This is a genomic window from Bradyrhizobium sp. Crot121 (assembly GCF_059512385.1).
Map to the genome: position 1 here is coordinate 24,271 of NZ_JCAMOR010000072.1, position 14,914 is coordinate 39,184.

Below are 14,914 nucleotides of genomic sequence, written 5' to 3' on the forward strand. Positions count from 1 at the left end.
TTCATGCGCTGCGATGAGGCAGCCAGCGTAGCTCTGCCGAACGATTTCACGCGCCCAATTTCGCGAGTTGCAAGCAACGATCTGGGCGTCGTCGTCGCATCTAGCGCTCTAGGGTTCACTCGATCAGCCTGCCAGCTGGCGGCTAGGAGGAGAGCGCCGCTGCCCGCCGCTCAGGGCAGCAGCAGGTCTTGGCCGGCCGGTCGGTGCGCTGGTGGTGAAGGGCTCGGAAAGAGCGAGTGAGAGATGCCAGACCCTTCCAGATCCACGGCGTCGGCTCGCCAAACACCCAGACCGCTTGCAACTTTATTCATTCCCGACGCCAACGCTCTCAACGTCTCGATCATGTTGGAGGAGATTGGCCTGACGTACGAAGTGCATCTGGTCGACTCCAGCACGACTAGCAGCAGACGTGGGAATTTCCTCGTTGAATCCTGCCGTTAGAGTCCGGCGATCCGCGGCCCCGACGCTGGGCCGCGGCGGCCGCGCCACAAAACGGTCGATGGGGAGCGCAGTCATAGCGCGATGGTACACGCACAATTGCAAATCTTGGTACTGCTTTATGGCTAGGACGATACGCATCTGCTCGCCATGACCAGCGGCCTGAGCGACTCCGATCCAACTTCAATCTCTTGTGTCAAGGTTGTCCAAAGCGGAAGGCGTCGCTCGCCAGAGCTTCGATGCTTGCTGAGGAGAATGCAGATGACGAACGACATTTTCGGCGTAAGGATTCCCGATAGCAAAATGGCGCGCGACGTAACGCGGCTCATTCGCAACGCAGAGGACGACCTTCTGTTTTACCATTCCACTCGGGTCTATTTTTGGGGCGCCCTGATTGGAACGCGGAAGCGCTTAACGTTTGATCCAGAACTTCTCTACACAGCAGCGATGTTCCACGACATCGGCCTTACCGACGGCTATCGGGAGAGCCAGCTTCCCTTTGAAGTGGACGGCGCGAATGCCGCGCGCGAATTTCTTGAGAACTATAGTATCTCTGAAAGAGATATCCAGAAAGTTTGGACCGCAGTGGCCCTTCACGCGACTCCGGACATCCCGGAATACATGCATCCAGAGATCGCCCTGGTTCAGGAGGGGTATGAAATGGATGTTGTGGGTCGGGGCTCTGACTATTTTCAAAGCGAACAACGCGAGGCAGTGATTGCCGCCTATCCGCGTAGCAAAGACTTCAATCGTGAGATCATCGAGGCATTCTATCAGGGGGTGAAGCGGAGACCCGACAGCACATTTGATATTGTTGCATTGAAGGAGCCGAACTTTCGGCGCGCGAGCTTATGCAGCATTTTTTTGGGCTCCCACTGGAAACACTGACTATTCGTCCAAACCTCTGAACTGTCCCGAGCATAACCGTTGCTATATGCAGCGCCGAGAAACATCGGTGCTGCGCCGGCACCCAGGCGCTAACAAACCAAGAAGGCCAATCATGGATCGTCGACTACTTGTTCTCGCCGTTGGAATGTTCGCTGTTGGAACGGATAATTTTGTGATCGCTGGTATATTACCGAGCATTTCGATGTCGCTGAATACTTCCGCCAGCGCTGCGGGACAAATGGTGTCGATTTATGCATTGTCATTCGCAATTCTGGCCCCAGTCATAGCCGCTCTCGCGGGCGGATGGTCACGCAAATTCTTGCTAATGTCCGCGCTCGGAATCTTCGTGGTCGGCAACGCGCTTAGCGCGGTTGCGACCGACCTCAATACCGTCCTTGTCAGCCGCGCCCTGGCCGGACTCGGCGCGGCGATGTTTGCTCCCACAGCGCTCGGCGCAGCAGCCTCGCTCGTTGCGCATGAAAAAAGGGGGCGCGCCCTTGCAATCGTCACAGCGGGACTTGCCGGTGCAACCGCACTGGGAGCGCCGATCGGCACGTTTATCGGAGGCTTGGGCGGGTGGCGTGGCACACTCTGGTCCGTCGCTGGGCTTGGCCTGATAGCGATGATCGGCGTCTCACTAATGCTTCGGACCATCCCGACACCTCCGCGTATCACCCTGCGTGAAAGGCTCCGTCCGCTCCGCGATAGTCGCATCGCGCTGACATTGCTGACCACTTTATTTGCTTACGGCGGCTTGTTGATGGTCTACACGTATATTGGGCTGACGCTCGATCACATCACCAAGGGTAACATCGGTGTCCTGGCCGGAATACTGTTTCTTTGGGGCGTGGCGGCAACCGCTGGCAATCTTCTGTCAGGCAGGCTAGTCGACCGTTTTGGTAGTCGTGAGATCATCAATGGCGCGCTTATCGTCGCTGCGATCAACTTCGCGGCTCTGCCGTGGACCTCCGCGCATATAGGCACGGGTCTAGTGAGCGTCGCGATCTGGGGCATCTCCGGCTGGGGGCTGAACGTTCCGCAGCAACATCGGCTGGTGACGCTTGCGCCGCACGTCGCGCCCCTGTTGCTGGCCCTCAACAACACCGCACTATATGCGGGGCTTGCCTGCTCAGGCTTGCTGGGCGGCATCGTCATTCTCGTTATCGACGTGCACTATCTAAGTCTGGTCGGTTCGGCGTCAATATTCGTTGCGCTTGTTATGGCTGAGTTGGCACATATCCGGATCATCCGGCGAGCGTCGCTCGAGCCGCGCGAAACAGCGGATGCATAACCCGCCGCATCACGACGGAATGCTCCAAGGCGGTCATTTCAATGCGAATGAACGTGGATGCGAAGCAACCATCGCTCAATGGTACATCGAGATTTGCTAATCTTGGTTCTGTTCCAGATCAGGCGTCCCCCTATTTCTTCATCAGTAGCGCCGGTCGACGCTGATCCACCGTAACCATCGATCCTTGAACGTTCGATTGTCCACCGGGGAATGCGATCAAACGGATGTGGCCTGCAAAAATCATTTGATCGTGAAAGGCAAGGTGAATGGCGAACTACGTGCTTATACATGGCGCTTGGCACACAGGTACCACCCTCCAGGGTGTGGCGTCCCTGATCCAGGCCATGGGACATGATGTCCACACCCCTACGATAAAAGGAAACCGACCTGGTGACTCGAAAGCGGTCGGCTTGTCAGAAGCCATAGAGTCGATCGTCGAATATTTGGAAGAAGCCGGCACCCAGGATGCAATACTTGTCGGACACAGTTACGGTGGAATGGTGATTACAGGAGTGGCCGATCGCATTCTGCACCGCATCCGGCGCCTGATCTATTGGAACGCCTACGTTCCCAATGATGGAGAGTCCATCCAAGATATGACCTCGCCACATCAAGTCGCCGCGATAGAGGCCCTCGCAGCAGAACGGAATGATGGCTCGGTCGTATTGCCGTTCCCTTTCTTTCGTGAAGCTTTCATCAATGATGGTGACCTTGAGACGGCGCAAAAAGCCTACGAAATGCTCAATCCGCACCCGATGCAGACATTCAGGGACAAGATCCGTCTATCCGCCAATCCGGCCGACATGAAAGTTGGAAAATCCTATATCAACTGCACCGAGGATACAGTGGCCCCGCATAGCCATCCCTGGCATCCGAGACTTTCGGAGAAGCTTGGGCTTTTCCGCCTCATCCAGATTCCGGGGTCTCATGAAATAAGCTTCACACATCCGGAGCGGATAGCGAGGGCCATCGTAGCGGCCGGCCGCGACTAAGTCAGATGTCAATGTCGGTAATCGAGTTTGTCGCTTCGGGGAGGACGCCGGCGGCTCGAGCCGCAACAGCTCGGCAGATCCTGTGACGAAAGACGATCCGGATGAACAAGAATCATGGGCCACCGACCAGCAGCGTGCCGCGCAAGGGCCACGATGGATCCCTCAATGGGCGCGTTCTTATTGCGGGAGGGGGAATCGGCGGACTGACGCTGGCATTGTCGCTGCATCAGTTGGGCGTTCCTTGCACCGTCTTTGAGGCCGCCACGGAAGTCCGGGAGCTCGGGGTGGGCATAAATATCCTCCCACACAGCGCCCGCGTGCTCATGTCACTCGGCCTGTTAAGGGAGCTCGACGATGTCGCCATCCGCACGCGCGAACTGCGGTATCTCAATCACCTCGGACAACAGATATGGGCTGGCGAGTGCGGCCTCTGGGGCGGGCACGATGTGCCCCAGCTCTCAATCCATCGTGGCAGGTTGCACGGCGTTCTGTGGCGAGCGGCGCAGGCGCGATTGCCGGTTGGCGGCTTGCGCAACGGTTATCGCCTGCACGGATTCACTCAGGGTAGCCATGGCGTCACGGCGCGCTTCACGCTAGCCGACGGCACGGAGGCGGAGGAGCGTGGCGACGTGCTGGTAGGTGCTGATGGCATCCACTCAGCGTTGCGGGCCCTGCTGCATCCTGGCGACGGCGGCATCCGCTGGCAAGGCAGTCAGCTGTGGCGAGGAGCAGTGGATTGGCCTGTTTTCGAGGGCGGCAATGTCATGCTGATTGCCGCCGACTCGATGGCTAAGCTGACCGTCTATCCGATCGCCGAGGGCAGATCGGCGGGAACGCGGCTGACCAATTGGGTGATGAACGGGAAGGTGGCGGACGGCGCATCGCCGCCGCCCCGGCGTGAGAACTGGTCTCGCCCCGGCAAGCTCGAGGAGGCGCTGCCGTTCGCAAGGCGCCTGCGGCTACCCTTCCTCGACATCGAGGCGCTGATCCGGGCCACGCCGCAGTTTTTTGAATACCCGGAGTGTGATCGCGATCCGCTTCCCTGGTGGACGCGAGGTCGCGTGACGCTGCTGGGCGATGCGGCACATCCCATGTATCCCACTGGCTCGAACGGCTCAGCCCAGGCCATTCTCGATGCGACGTGCCTGGCGAGGCTTTTGTCCGAACTGGCGCCTGAGGCGGCGCTCAGCGCCTATGAGGCTGAGAGACGACCCAAGACTGCCGAGGTCGTATGCAACAATCGTAGAGGGGGGCCCGAGCGCGTGCTGGATCTGGTGGCCGAGCGGGCACCGAAAGGCTTCAACCGCTTGGAGGACGTGATCACGACCGCAGAGCTCGCTGACATAGTTGGCGGCTATGCGCGATTAACAGGGCTCGCCAGCCACTAGTAGCACTTGCAGGCAGCCTTATCGACGGCTTCGAGAAGACACGTGGTCTTCTGTCATGCCGCCGCGGCGCCCATAGCCTGCCATCGATTGGGCCCGACCTTTCAAGGGCGACCCAGACGGCTTGCACGAACACGACGCGCGGGTAGCGATTGCCACGCTTCGACATCTTGGCGAGATTTTGTGCGTCGCCGGTCGAGATCTGCATGGGAACCAGTTCAAGCCAAGCGGCGAAGCCGCAGCCATTGGCAAAGCTATCGCCGATTCCAATCGCCGCCACTATGGCACTCCAGATAATGGGTGCCCGGGATGCCCGTCAGTCGTTCACATCCGGCAGCTTGCCTGCTAAGCTCTCCGACCGATACTTGCTCGATCCGGACATCGAGTTGACGCCAATCCGAAGCCAGCCCTTACAAACGCACCATGCGCGGCGATAGCCTCGGGTGGCGCGGCCAGGACGGGCGGCGATTCCGTTCGCGAAAAGTGTTGTCCTTGTCAAACCGCAAATGCCGCGTTCCAGCATAAAGGCGCGGAGTGCTTGATGATGCCACTACGCTGCCTGACCATTCGCTCGCGGACCCGATGCAATGACTGCAGGTCGAGCACGGCGTTTATGAATGCGCCGGATCGCATGATCGCGCGCCGACGACTCCGTCGGCCGGCTCCAGTGTGCTGATGCTCGCAATGCAACCGGCATTACGAGTTGGGCATATGCGTCAGATACTGATAGATCGCGGCCAGCTCGTCATCCTCCATTTTTCCGACAGAACGCCACGGCATTTGCTCGCTGATCTGGTGACCGTTGGGATCGATGCCGGTACGCATGGCTGCAATGAAGCCGGCCTGCGTCCAGTCCTTGACCAGATTGAGGTCCGGTCCGAGCGGCGCCAACTGCCCGGGCACGCCGCCGGTCAAATTCTCGCCGTGGCACGCACGGCAGTCTTGATACGCCAGGATGTATTCGCCAAACTCAAAGGTCGGCCCTTTCAACGGCCCTGAGACATGTCCGGTGACGATCGGGTTGCCGCTTGGCAGCAGGTCTGCGCCGAGCATGGCAAGGCCGAGCAGATTCATGTGATCGGGCGGATCCGGCGTCGGATTTCCTGACGCCGGCACACTACGGATATACGCGATCACAGCCTTGATGTCGTCGTCGCTCAGTCGGCCGGCCCTGACGTAGGACATCATTGTCAACCACCGGCCCTCCGCGTCAACGCCGTTGCGAATGGCGCGGAAGATCTCGCCATCCGACCAGTGCTTCAATGGCCCGGCCGGAGTAAGATTTGCAGCCACGAAGGACCCAATTGGAACCTGGAGTTCTACGGCGAGATCGTAGCCGCCGGTGAGCGTGCCAGTGTGTGAATGGCAGGCGCCACACAGACCGTCGGAGATATCCTTGCCACGCGCAACGAGTTCGGGGGTTGCCGCAACCTTGATATCAGGGATGGGAGCCGAGCGGCTGTGCTGCTTGATCATCCCCAGCGACGTGAGCGCGCTGGCAGACAACACCGCAACGGACAGCAGCGCCAACAGGCTTGCGCCACCCCATTTGATGATGCGGTTTTTAACACGCCATGTGCGGAAACCAGACCAAGCCAATAACGCGGCGATGGCGATCAACGCCACCAGCGCAACGATGTTTTGCATTGCTACTCCTAGACAAATGATGCGCACGGGAAAGTGAACTGAGCAGAATGGAATCTGCCGGTCGTTCACGCTGACGACAAATCTCGCGACGCAGCCGTCGGCGTCGTGCCATCAAAGCTAGGCCACTGAGCAAGCGGCGTCGTGGGCCTAACGCGCCCTTTCGTGCCTTACGTCACGCACGGGGTTGAACGTTGTCGCCCTGCACATGAACGCCGGGTGCGTGACCGAAGCGTTGGCGGAATGCCCGGGCGAAGTTAGTGTAATCGCGATACCCGCAATCGTATGCGATCGTGCTCAGAGGCTGGCCCGACTTCGACCCCCGACGCCTAATAGCGCGGGCCGCTTGATCCAGGCGCACTGATTGAATGAAGCCGCTGCAGGTACAACCGTGGTTCGTGAACAGTTTTTGCAGGTAACGTAGCGAAATACCGACCTCGGCAGCAATCTCACTCGGACCGAAATCTGGGTCGGCAAAGCGATCCTTGATGACATCGCAGATGCGCTTAAACAACCGATCCGAATGAAGGGGGCCTGGTACTGGGTCCAGCGGCGCGAATACCGCTCCGAGCAGATCGTAAACCGCTAACTGCATATAGTTGGCAGCCGAGGTTGGCATCGGTTGCTCGACGTCGACGGCGTCCAGAACGAGTTGGAACAGCAGGCGTGATGCACGCGTTCCAGAGTGGCCAGACTTTCGAACTTTGAAACTTTCGAACTTGGCCCAATCCGGACATTGCTTGTCGAGCGGTTCACTCCGTCTCGCGCGGCGCGGGTCGATCCTCCGGCGACTGCAAGCACAGGCCGAACGCGTCTGTCCAAATGCCGACCACCCAGCGCCGCAGTGAAGCCGTGATGAGAGCCGCACGTTTTGACGCGCTTCCTTGACGCGAACCAGTGCCGGTCGATGCGCGGCGACAGCTTGATGCTGCCGTCATCTGTGCGCGGCCATCGAAGACGCGATTGTCGTGGCGTTTGATCACGACATCGTGCGCCGGGCCGGCGCAACAGGGCATGGTGCAATTGGAATGATCAATCTTGGTACTGTTTCGATAAGCCGACAGCGCACATTTTTGCCTGATCGTCACCGGGATCGCGTCGGGTTACAGCGCTGTTGCGTCGTGTCGATGCGGGTCTCATGCAAACTCAAGCGGGGTAACAGTGGCCGAACTCGGGTCGCTGATCATCTGCGGCCAGTACAGCTTCCCGATTCAGCAGATGGCTTCGGCGTCCTGCCGTCTCCGTGATGGAGTTGGCGTTTGCTTTCACGATCGATGCGATCGAGCGCCGCTTCACACGCGCGCAACGTTGCAGGCACGACAACGTGAAAGTCGACATTGCGGCTCGATCTTGCACCACCATGCGCATTCACTGCACCCTCTCAACCCGGACGTTCTCGATGATTCAGGAGCAAGGAATGAACGACCCTCAGGCATCCTCAAGACCGGCTTCGCCCGATCTCAGTCGGCTCGCGCCGTTGTCGCGACGCAAGTTTGTCGGCTTCACAGGAGTGCTGGGTGCCGCTGCTCCGTTTGCTGTGTTGAAAGCGGCGAACGCGTTCCCCGGCTTTGGATCGACAGCCGCCGCAAACGGCATCGGCGACATCCCGATCTGCCGAGCATCCGAGAGCACTTACGCCGATCCAAAGGGGCCGCCACGACACATTCGCTTTGTGTACAATGGCACCGGGATCTGCACTGCGGCGGTGCCGGTCGCTTTGCATCACGGGTATTTTGGCAAGCATAACCTGGATGTCGAATTTATTCAGGTCGCCGGCGAGACCGACCAGATGCTGCAGGCGCTTGCGACGGACAAAGCCGACGCCGGTTCGAGCATGCTGCTGAATTGGCTCAAGCCGCTTGAGCAGGGCATCGATGTGAAGCTCACAGCGGGCCTGCACGGCGGCTGCACACGCCTGTTCGCCGGCAAGACATCGGGCATCACCGATATCACGAAACTCAAAGGCGGGACGATCGGCGTGTCCAGCATTTCCGGCTCGCCCCGCAATTTCTTCGCGATCTTGCTGTCCGACAATGGCATCAACCCGGAAAGCGACGTTCAATGGCGCGAGTTTCCGGCGGACCTGCTGCCGATCGCGCTAAAGCGCGGAGAAGTCCAGGCGATCGCCGACGCCGATCCGACAGCGTGGCTGATACAGCATCGCAGCAACGGCGAGCTGGTGGAGATCGCCTCGAATCTCTCCAGCGACTACGCCAACCTGTCCTGCTGCACGATGGGTGTCCGTGCCTCTCTATGGGCAAAAGATCCCGCGACTGTCACCGCCTTGACGAATGCCATCCACGATGCGGCCGTCTATGTCGCCACCAACCCCGATGACGCCGCTGAGGTCTTCGCACCATACACACCGAAAGTTCCGGTCGCAGACCTTGCGGCGATGCTGCGCAGCCACACGCATGGACACCATCCTGCGGGCGATGCGCTGCGTCGGGAAGTCGTCAGGATCACGAGCGACCTCAAACGGGCGTCGATCATCAAGCAGAGTACGGATCCCCAAAAGCTCGCCAACCGCGTGGTCGTCGACGTGACCGGTTGATCGAAGATGCCGAAAGACGCGACCACCGCATGGGCATCAATATGAGCTCACCGACCGACCAGCTTCTGGAGTGCATCGCTATGGGCAAGACCGATGCGAACGATCTAAAACGCGTCTCGGTCTTCAAGCCGGGCGCGGATACCGCGAAATTCGCCGAGCGGATTTATGTCGACGTATTCGACAGGGTCTAAGACGCCGGCACTGGCGCGATCTACCGGAGATAAAGCCGCCGCCGCGAGCCATTCGCTGTCGTTTCCGATATCGGTTGCGAAAAATGCGTCGGGTGCGTTGGCAGCCTTGGCGTGGACCGGCTTCGGACTTTCCTGCCTGCTGTGGCAAGACCTCGGCGATTGGTCGCGGACCCATGACGTGGCGGTCGCGTCATTCGTGTTCGCTGGTGGCATTCTCACCGCAACTCTGTTTGGCCGGTTTGGCAGCGGCCTACAGTCGCGGGCGCCATGGCTGCTGGCGTTTGGGCTGTTCCTGACCATATGGGAAATCGCGACCGCCAAGTTCGCATGGCTGCCATTGCCGTTCTTTCCGCCGCCGCAAGCCATTGTCGAAGTCTACACCGACGACTGGCCGAAGCTTCTGGCCAGCACCGTTGCATCGGTGAAGCTTCAGCTTGTCGGCTATGCGCTCGGGGCAGCGATCGGCTTTCTCGCCGGCGTATTGATTGGATGGTCGCGCGCCGTCGGCTATTGGGTACATCCTGCCCTGCGCTTCATCGGGCCGCTGCCCGCAACGGCATGGCTGCCATTTGCCTTGTTCACGTTTCCGTCGAGCTGGAGCGCGAGCACGTTCCTGATCGCACTGGCCACCGGGTTTCCGGTCACGGTGCTGACCTGGTCGGGCGTCGCAAGCGTCGGCAATGCCTATTACGATGTCGCGCGAACATTGGGGGCGAAGCCTTCCTTCCTGGTGCTCAAGGTCGCAATTCCAGCGGCGCTGCCGCACGTGTTCGTAGGCCTGTTTATGGGTCTTGGATCGTCCTTTGCCGTTCTGGTCGTTGCCGAAATGATGGGCGTCAAGGCCGGGCTCGGGTGGTATTTGCAATGGGCGCAGGGCTGGGCAGCTTACGCAAACATGTATGCGGCGCTGATCGTTATGTCGTTGTTGTGCTCCGGCGCGATCAGCCTGCTGTTCAGGACGCGCGACCGGCTGCTGGTCTGGCAGAAAGGCGTCGTCAAATGGTAGCGGTTGCTATCGCTGAAACTGATCGGCCGGCTGCCGTCGGCGCGTCGCTGAATGTCGAGGGCGTCAGCCACGCCTTTGACATCGATGGCGCCGCGCTGCCGGTACTGAATGACGTTAGCTTCAACGTAAGACCGGGCGAATTCGTCGCGCTGCTCGGTCCCTCGGGATGCGGAAAGTCGACCTTGCTGCGTCTGGTGGCCGGGCTTGAACCGCCGCGATCGGGCGCGTTGTTCGAAGATAGTCGTCCGATCAATGGGCCATTCCCGTCGCGGGTGGTGGTGTTTCAGGATCCGACGCTGTTTCCGTGGCGAACCGTCTGGAAAAACGTTGCGCTCGGGCTCGAGGCCCAGGGTGTCTTAAAGAGCCAACGCCCCCGCGTCGATGCGGCGCTCGACCTCGTCGGGCTTTCTGCGTTTCGCAACGCCTACCCGCATCAGCTTTCGGGAGGAATGGCCCAGCGGGTCGCGCTGGCACGAGCGCTGGTGAACAACCCCAGGATACTTATTCTGGATGAGCCGCTCGGCAAGCTCGATTCGCTGACACGCATCTCCATGCAGGCGGAAATCGCCGCGCTCTGGCAGCGCAGCGGCTTCACCACGCTGATGGTGACGCACGACGTTGAAGAGGCGGTCTTCATGGCCAACCGCGTCATCGTATTCAGCGACCGCCCCGCGCGCATCAAGGCCGACATGACGGTCGATCGTCCCTTCCCCAGGCACCGCGGCGATCCCAAGCTGGCGCAGTTACGGAGCAACATTCTGGGGCTGCTTGGATTGGATGCGAACTGGTGAGCAGCGGCCGGGCGTTGACGGCACGTGCGATGTCTCGTCGTGGGCGACAGCGCCTGCGCGAGGTACATCGAGACCGCGCTGGCGCGCCTGCGCGGTAACCGATAGGCGTCAGGTCGGACGATCGCGGACGACAGCATCGCATGGCAGAAGCCTATCGAGCTCATCGAGCTCCTTGGCGTGATGGGCTCCCCATTCTATGAGGGAATCCAACACGGGCCGCAGGCTTTCGCCGAGCGGGGTGAGCAGGTATTCGACCCCCTGACGATCGTCGGCGCTGGGCTGCCGGCTCACCGTTCCATGTTCCTCAAGCGCTCGCAGCTGCCCGATCAACACCTTCTGCGAGATGCCGGCAATGCGCTTTTCCAGCTCGCATGTGCGTTGCGGGCCGTCCAGCAACACGGAAAGGATGACCGCCTTCCAGCGTCCCGAAAAGACGCCTAGCGCGCGCTCGACCGGCAAGCCGGGTAGTCTCTTGATGATCTTCATCCGCCGACCACTGACCAATTCGTGTGTAGATCGGAACGACTACCGAAGAATAAACCTTCGGCAGAAATCTGATCGGAGGATGATCTATGGCCGACCTGTTCGAAACTCAACTGCTTGGCGGCACTGTTCCGCTGAAGAACCGCATCGTCATGCCACCCATGACCCGCACGCGAACGTCCGAAGGCGACCTCCCGACCGATGGTGACCTCCCGAACGAGATGATCGCCACCTATTACGGCCAGAGGGCCAGCGCCGGCCTGATCATTTCCGAGGTCAACGACGTGGATCAGTCCAGTCATGGTTACGCGAGGATACCCGGAATCCACTCGGAAGCCCAAATGCAGGGCTGGCGCCTGGTGACCGATGAGGTTCACCGGCATGGCGGCACGATCTTTATGCAGTTGTGGCACGTCGGCAGGTTGGGCCATTCCTCGCTTCTGCCGAACGGCCAGGCCCCGGTGGGCGTGACCGGCGAAAGGGCTGCGGGTTCAGAGGTGTTCGCCCATGGCCCGGACGGACGGTTGCGTTTTATGTCTGTGGAGACGCCGAGGCCTCTCAGCACGGATGAGGTGTCGGCCATGGTGGGCACCTTCGCCAAAGCCGCCGCCAATGCACGGGAGGTCGGATTCGATGGTGTCGAACTCCATGCGGCCAACGGCTATCTGATCGAGCAGTTCATGAACTCGGTGCTCAATACGCGCACCGACCGTTACGGCGGGGGCAGCATGGAAGATCGTACGCGCTTCCTGATGGAAGTCGTCGATGCGGTGGTGGCTGAATTCGGTCCGGGGCGCGTGGGTGTTCGCCTGTCTCCGTTCGGCAAGTACGGCTCCATGCCGGCGGACCCTCTTACGGAGGAAACGTTTCTGTACGTTGTCGAGCAGCTGGGGCGTCGCGGCGTGGCGTACATCCATCTGCTCTACGAGCTACTGCCCGAAGGAAACATGGAGGCGGCGGAGTTCAAGCCTCGGTACCTCGACCACGCGCTGCTTGCCAAGGCTCGGGCGGTGTTTCCTGGCGCCTTCATCTGGTGTGGCGGCTTCAATGACCGCGAGCGCGCCCAGGCTTCGCTCGACACCGGGTTGGTGGACCTGATCGCCTTCGGCAGACCATATATCGCAAACCCGGACCTTGTTGAGCGTCTCAAGCACGGCTGGCCGTTAGCCGTAGCGGACCGATCAACTTATTACACCCGACGCGGCGAGGTGGGTTTCACGGACTTCCCTGCTTATCCGATCGGTAGTGCTGCACGCGATGCAGCCTGACCGCGGCGGTGGGTCGAGGCGTCCGGTGCCGGGCGGTTTCTGCGGACGAACATTTCTCGTCACCGGTGCCAGCAAAGGCATTGGCGCGCACTCTCAACGCGGCTCGCCGATGCCGATCATCATGTGGTCGGCATCGCCCGTGGCAGGCCAGTTGTATCACCGGGCAGACCCTATTCGTCGATGGCGGTGGATCGACCGGAAGGGTGGCCATCTGAACCGAAAGTACAGGGCGACAAGGACTACAATTCCGTCGTTCAGGCGCCCAGCACCCACACTTCAGCAAGGTGCTGTCGAGCTTGATCACTGAAAAGCAGGGCCAGCGCATCCAGCAGGCGCTTGCGACGCTGCAATAATCCAAACGTGAAGTCTAACCCAACCCAAGCAAAGGAGCCCCATGATGGGTGCACCAACGAAGACTGCCGACTCCACCGTCGTCAACGGCATCAATGTCGACGACCTGGTTGCGCTGATCGACGACGTCAAGCGCAAACCTGCCAAAGGCAAGACGAACTGGCACGCCGTCACGACCTGGCAGGGCCAGACGCGGAGCCGCGCCGAAATCGAGCGTTATGAGATGGGCGGAGAAAAGGTGCCGCGCCGGTTCTGCATCGACATCGACGAGCCTCGCGAACTCGGCGGAACGAACCGTTTCGCCAATCCGCAGGAGCATCTGATCGCGGCGCTCAACGCCTGCATGACCGTCGGATACGTGGCGCAGTGCGCGGTGCGTGGAATCACCCTCGAAAGCCTGTCGATCGAAACCGATGGCGAGATCGATCTTCGCGGCTTCCTCGGGATCGATCCTGCCGTGCCCCCAGGCTACGAGACCCTCAGATATACCGTCCGTATCAAGGGTAGCGGCACAAAAGAACAGTTCGTCGAGGTCCACGAGGCGGTCATGGCGACCTCGCCCAACTTCTACAATTTATCCGAGGCTGTGGCTCTCAAACCTGCCTTGATCGTCGAGTGATTGCACGCTGGTGCAACCCCGGACGAAATCTCGGCCGTACTGCAGCTGGCCTGCAGCTGGCCGCCGCGCTCTCAAAGGCAAACTGGTCGATCCGATGCTCTTGACACGACCGCCGAACTGATCGCGGCGATCAAGGTGTCTTGGCTTCGGATATAGCAGTAACATCAGGATGTATGTCATGACTTTCAGCGATTCGTCCCTGCCGCCGGTATTGCCCGAGGATGCCGCGCCACTCGTGGCCACGGTCGCGGGGAAAATTTGACTGGCTCTGGATGGCACTCGTGGCCCAGGACAGACCATCTTCATACCATCCAGCAAAGAAATGAGCGTATGCCATCCAGGTTTGAATCAAAAACAAGCGAGGATCGAGAGGACTTAGGCGAATTGCCGCCGAAAACTGCTCAATCGCAGCGTCGTCATTTCCGAGATAAATATTTGTCCAGCCTTTCCAATTGCGCGCCAAAACCGAATTGGGATCGAGGGCAATGGCGCTTGCACAAAGAGCTTCCCCTTTCTCCGGCTCTTCGAGTACGTATGAGTACGCTTGTCCTGACAACGCAAGCACCAGAGGATCATCCTGGTCGAGCTGTATCGCTCGTTCGGCAAGCTGCCGGGTTTCAGCCCGCTCTTGGGCAGCATTCCTTGTCCACGCCCACGCTTTCTTCTGTCCAAAATTACTTGCTGCAAAAGCGTAGGCCCGGGCGAACGCAGATCGAGCGAGATTGCAATTTTCGTCAGCCTGAGAGCTTCAACATTTCCCTTTCGGGTTTGCTGGTAGGCGACAAACAGCGCGCGAAGATAGTAGTCATAAGCCTTCAGATTCTCCGTTGGCTTGCGCCGGACGCGCTCCATTTCGGCTCGCTCAAGCTGCGGAGAAATAGCGCCTATGACGCTGCTTGTTAAGCGATTCTGCAAATCAAAAATGTCTGCGAGATCTGTGTGTACCGAAAACCTTATCCGAGTTGATGAGGTGACGGAATCGCCTAAGCTGGAAGAATGATCGGGCTACTCTG

The 14,914-nt window shown here is 59.8% G+C and carries 14 protein-coding genes and 1 pseudogene; 10 read left to right on the forward strand and 5 right to left on the reverse strand.

Annotated elements, in window-relative coordinates; all coding sequences use genetic code 11:
• Positions 1-699 precede the first annotated feature (699 nt).
• The 4 genes from AC5ZGW_RS37070 (at position 700) to AC5ZGW_RS37085 (ending at position 4,997) form a co-directional block, all read left to right on the forward strand.
• Entirely contained in the window at positions 700-1,326 is a 627-nt protein-coding gene (locus tag AC5ZGW_RS37070) for an HD domain-containing protein (protein WP_130227199.1), read from the forward strand.
• Positions 1,327-1,438: 112 nt separating this feature from the next.
• The gene (locus AC5ZGW_RS37075) at positions 1,439-2,617 is read left to right on the forward strand and encodes an MFS transporter (protein WP_130227200.1); all 1,179 of its coding nucleotides are present in this window, start codon (positions 1,439-1,441) and stop codon (positions 2,615-2,617) included.
• Between the two features lie 266 nt (positions 2,618-2,883).
• Entirely contained in the window at positions 2,884-3,609 is a 726-nt protein-coding gene (locus AC5ZGW_RS37080; protein WP_130227201.1) for an alpha/beta hydrolase, read from the forward strand.
• 101 nt (positions 3,610-3,710) lie between these two features.
• A complete protein-coding gene (locus AC5ZGW_RS37085) occupies positions 3,711-4,997 on the forward strand; it encodes a flavin-dependent oxidoreductase (protein WP_130227202.1) in 1,287 nt (428 codons plus the stop codon).
• Between the two features lie 97 nt (positions 4,998-5,094).
• Here the strand turns inward: AC5ZGW_RS37085 and AC5ZGW_RS37090 are convergent.
• The 3 genes and pseudogenes from AC5ZGW_RS37090 to AC5ZGW_RS37100 all read right to left on the reverse strand — a co-directional run.
• Positions 5,095-5,597: pseudogene (locus AC5ZGW_RS37090) on the reverse strand (transposase); the annotation flags it as partial.
• Positions 5,598-5,690: 93 nt separating this feature from the next.
• Positions 5,691-6,641 carry a c-type cytochrome gene (locus tag AC5ZGW_RS37095; protein WP_130227203.1) on the reverse strand — a complete coding sequence of 317 codons (951 nt, stop codon included), beginning with the start codon at positions 6,639-6,641 and terminating at the stop codon, positions 5,691-5,693.
• Positions 6,642-6,813: 172 nt separating this feature from the next.
• Entirely contained in the window at positions 6,814-7,257 is a 444-nt protein-coding gene (locus AC5ZGW_RS37100; RefSeq protein ID WP_130227204.1) for a helix-turn-helix transcriptional regulator, read from the reverse strand.
• Between the two features lie 798 nt (positions 7,258-8,055).
• Here AC5ZGW_RS37100 and AC5ZGW_RS37105 point away from each other — a divergent pair.
• The 4 genes from AC5ZGW_RS37105 to AC5ZGW_RS37120 are packed head-to-tail and all read left to right on the forward strand — an operon-like array spanning position 8,056 to position 11,180.
• Positions 8,056-9,192, forward strand: a complete 1,137-nt coding sequence (locus AC5ZGW_RS37105; protein ID WP_165435307.1) for an ABC transporter substrate-binding protein — start codon at positions 8,056-8,058, stop codon at positions 9,190-9,192.
• 29 nt (positions 9,193-9,221) lie between these two features.
• Positions 9,222-9,383 carry a hypothetical protein gene (locus AC5ZGW_RS37110; protein ID WP_165435305.1) on the forward strand — a complete coding sequence of 54 codons (162 nt, stop codon included), beginning with the start codon at positions 9,222-9,224 and terminating at the stop codon, positions 9,381-9,383.
• On the forward strand, positions 9,358-10,389 hold the full coding sequence (locus AC5ZGW_RS37115) for an ABC transporter permease (RefSeq protein ID WP_130227206.1): 1,032 nt from the start codon (positions 9,358-9,360) through the stop codon (positions 10,387-10,389). Before AC5ZGW_RS37110 ends, AC5ZGW_RS37115 begins: the two co-directional genes overlap by 26 nt.
• Entirely contained in the window at positions 10,383-11,180 is a 798-nt protein-coding gene (locus AC5ZGW_RS37120; RefSeq protein ID WP_130227215.1) for an ABC transporter ATP-binding protein, read from the forward strand. The genes AC5ZGW_RS37115 and AC5ZGW_RS37120 overlap by 7 nt, the downstream gene beginning before the upstream one ends.
• 108 nt (positions 11,181-11,288) lie before the next feature.
• On the opposite strand, the gene AC5ZGW_RS37125 is transcribed toward AC5ZGW_RS37120, so the two are convergent.
• Positions 11,289-11,666, reverse strand: a complete 378-nt coding sequence (locus AC5ZGW_RS37125) for a winged helix-turn-helix transcriptional regulator (protein ID WP_130227207.1) — start codon at positions 11,664-11,666, stop codon at positions 11,289-11,291.
• An 86-nt stretch (positions 11,667-11,752) separates the two neighbouring features.
• Here AC5ZGW_RS37125 and AC5ZGW_RS37130 point away from each other — a divergent pair, with 86 nt between their 5' ends.
• Both AC5ZGW_RS37130 and AC5ZGW_RS37135 read left to right on the forward strand, forming a co-directional pair.
• The gene (locus tag AC5ZGW_RS37130; protein WP_130227208.1) at positions 11,753-12,931 is read left to right on the forward strand and encodes an alkene reductase; all 1,179 of its coding nucleotides are present in this window, start codon (positions 11,753-11,755) and stop codon (positions 12,929-12,931) included.
• Between the two features lie 397 nt (positions 12,932-13,328).
• Positions 13,329-13,901, forward strand: a complete 573-nt coding sequence (locus AC5ZGW_RS37135) for an OsmC family protein (protein ID WP_130227209.1) — start codon at positions 13,329-13,331, stop codon at positions 13,899-13,901.
• A 130-nt stretch (positions 13,902-14,031) separates the two neighbouring features.
• Here AC5ZGW_RS37135 and AC5ZGW_RS37140 read toward each other — a convergent pair whose 3' ends face one another.
• Positions 14,032-14,466: a tetratricopeptide repeat protein gene (locus AC5ZGW_RS37140; RefSeq protein ID WP_130227210.1), complete on the reverse strand. Its 435-nt coding sequence runs from the start codon at positions 14,464-14,466 to the stop codon at positions 14,032-14,034.
• Between the last annotated feature and the right edge of the window lie 448 nt (positions 14,467-14,914).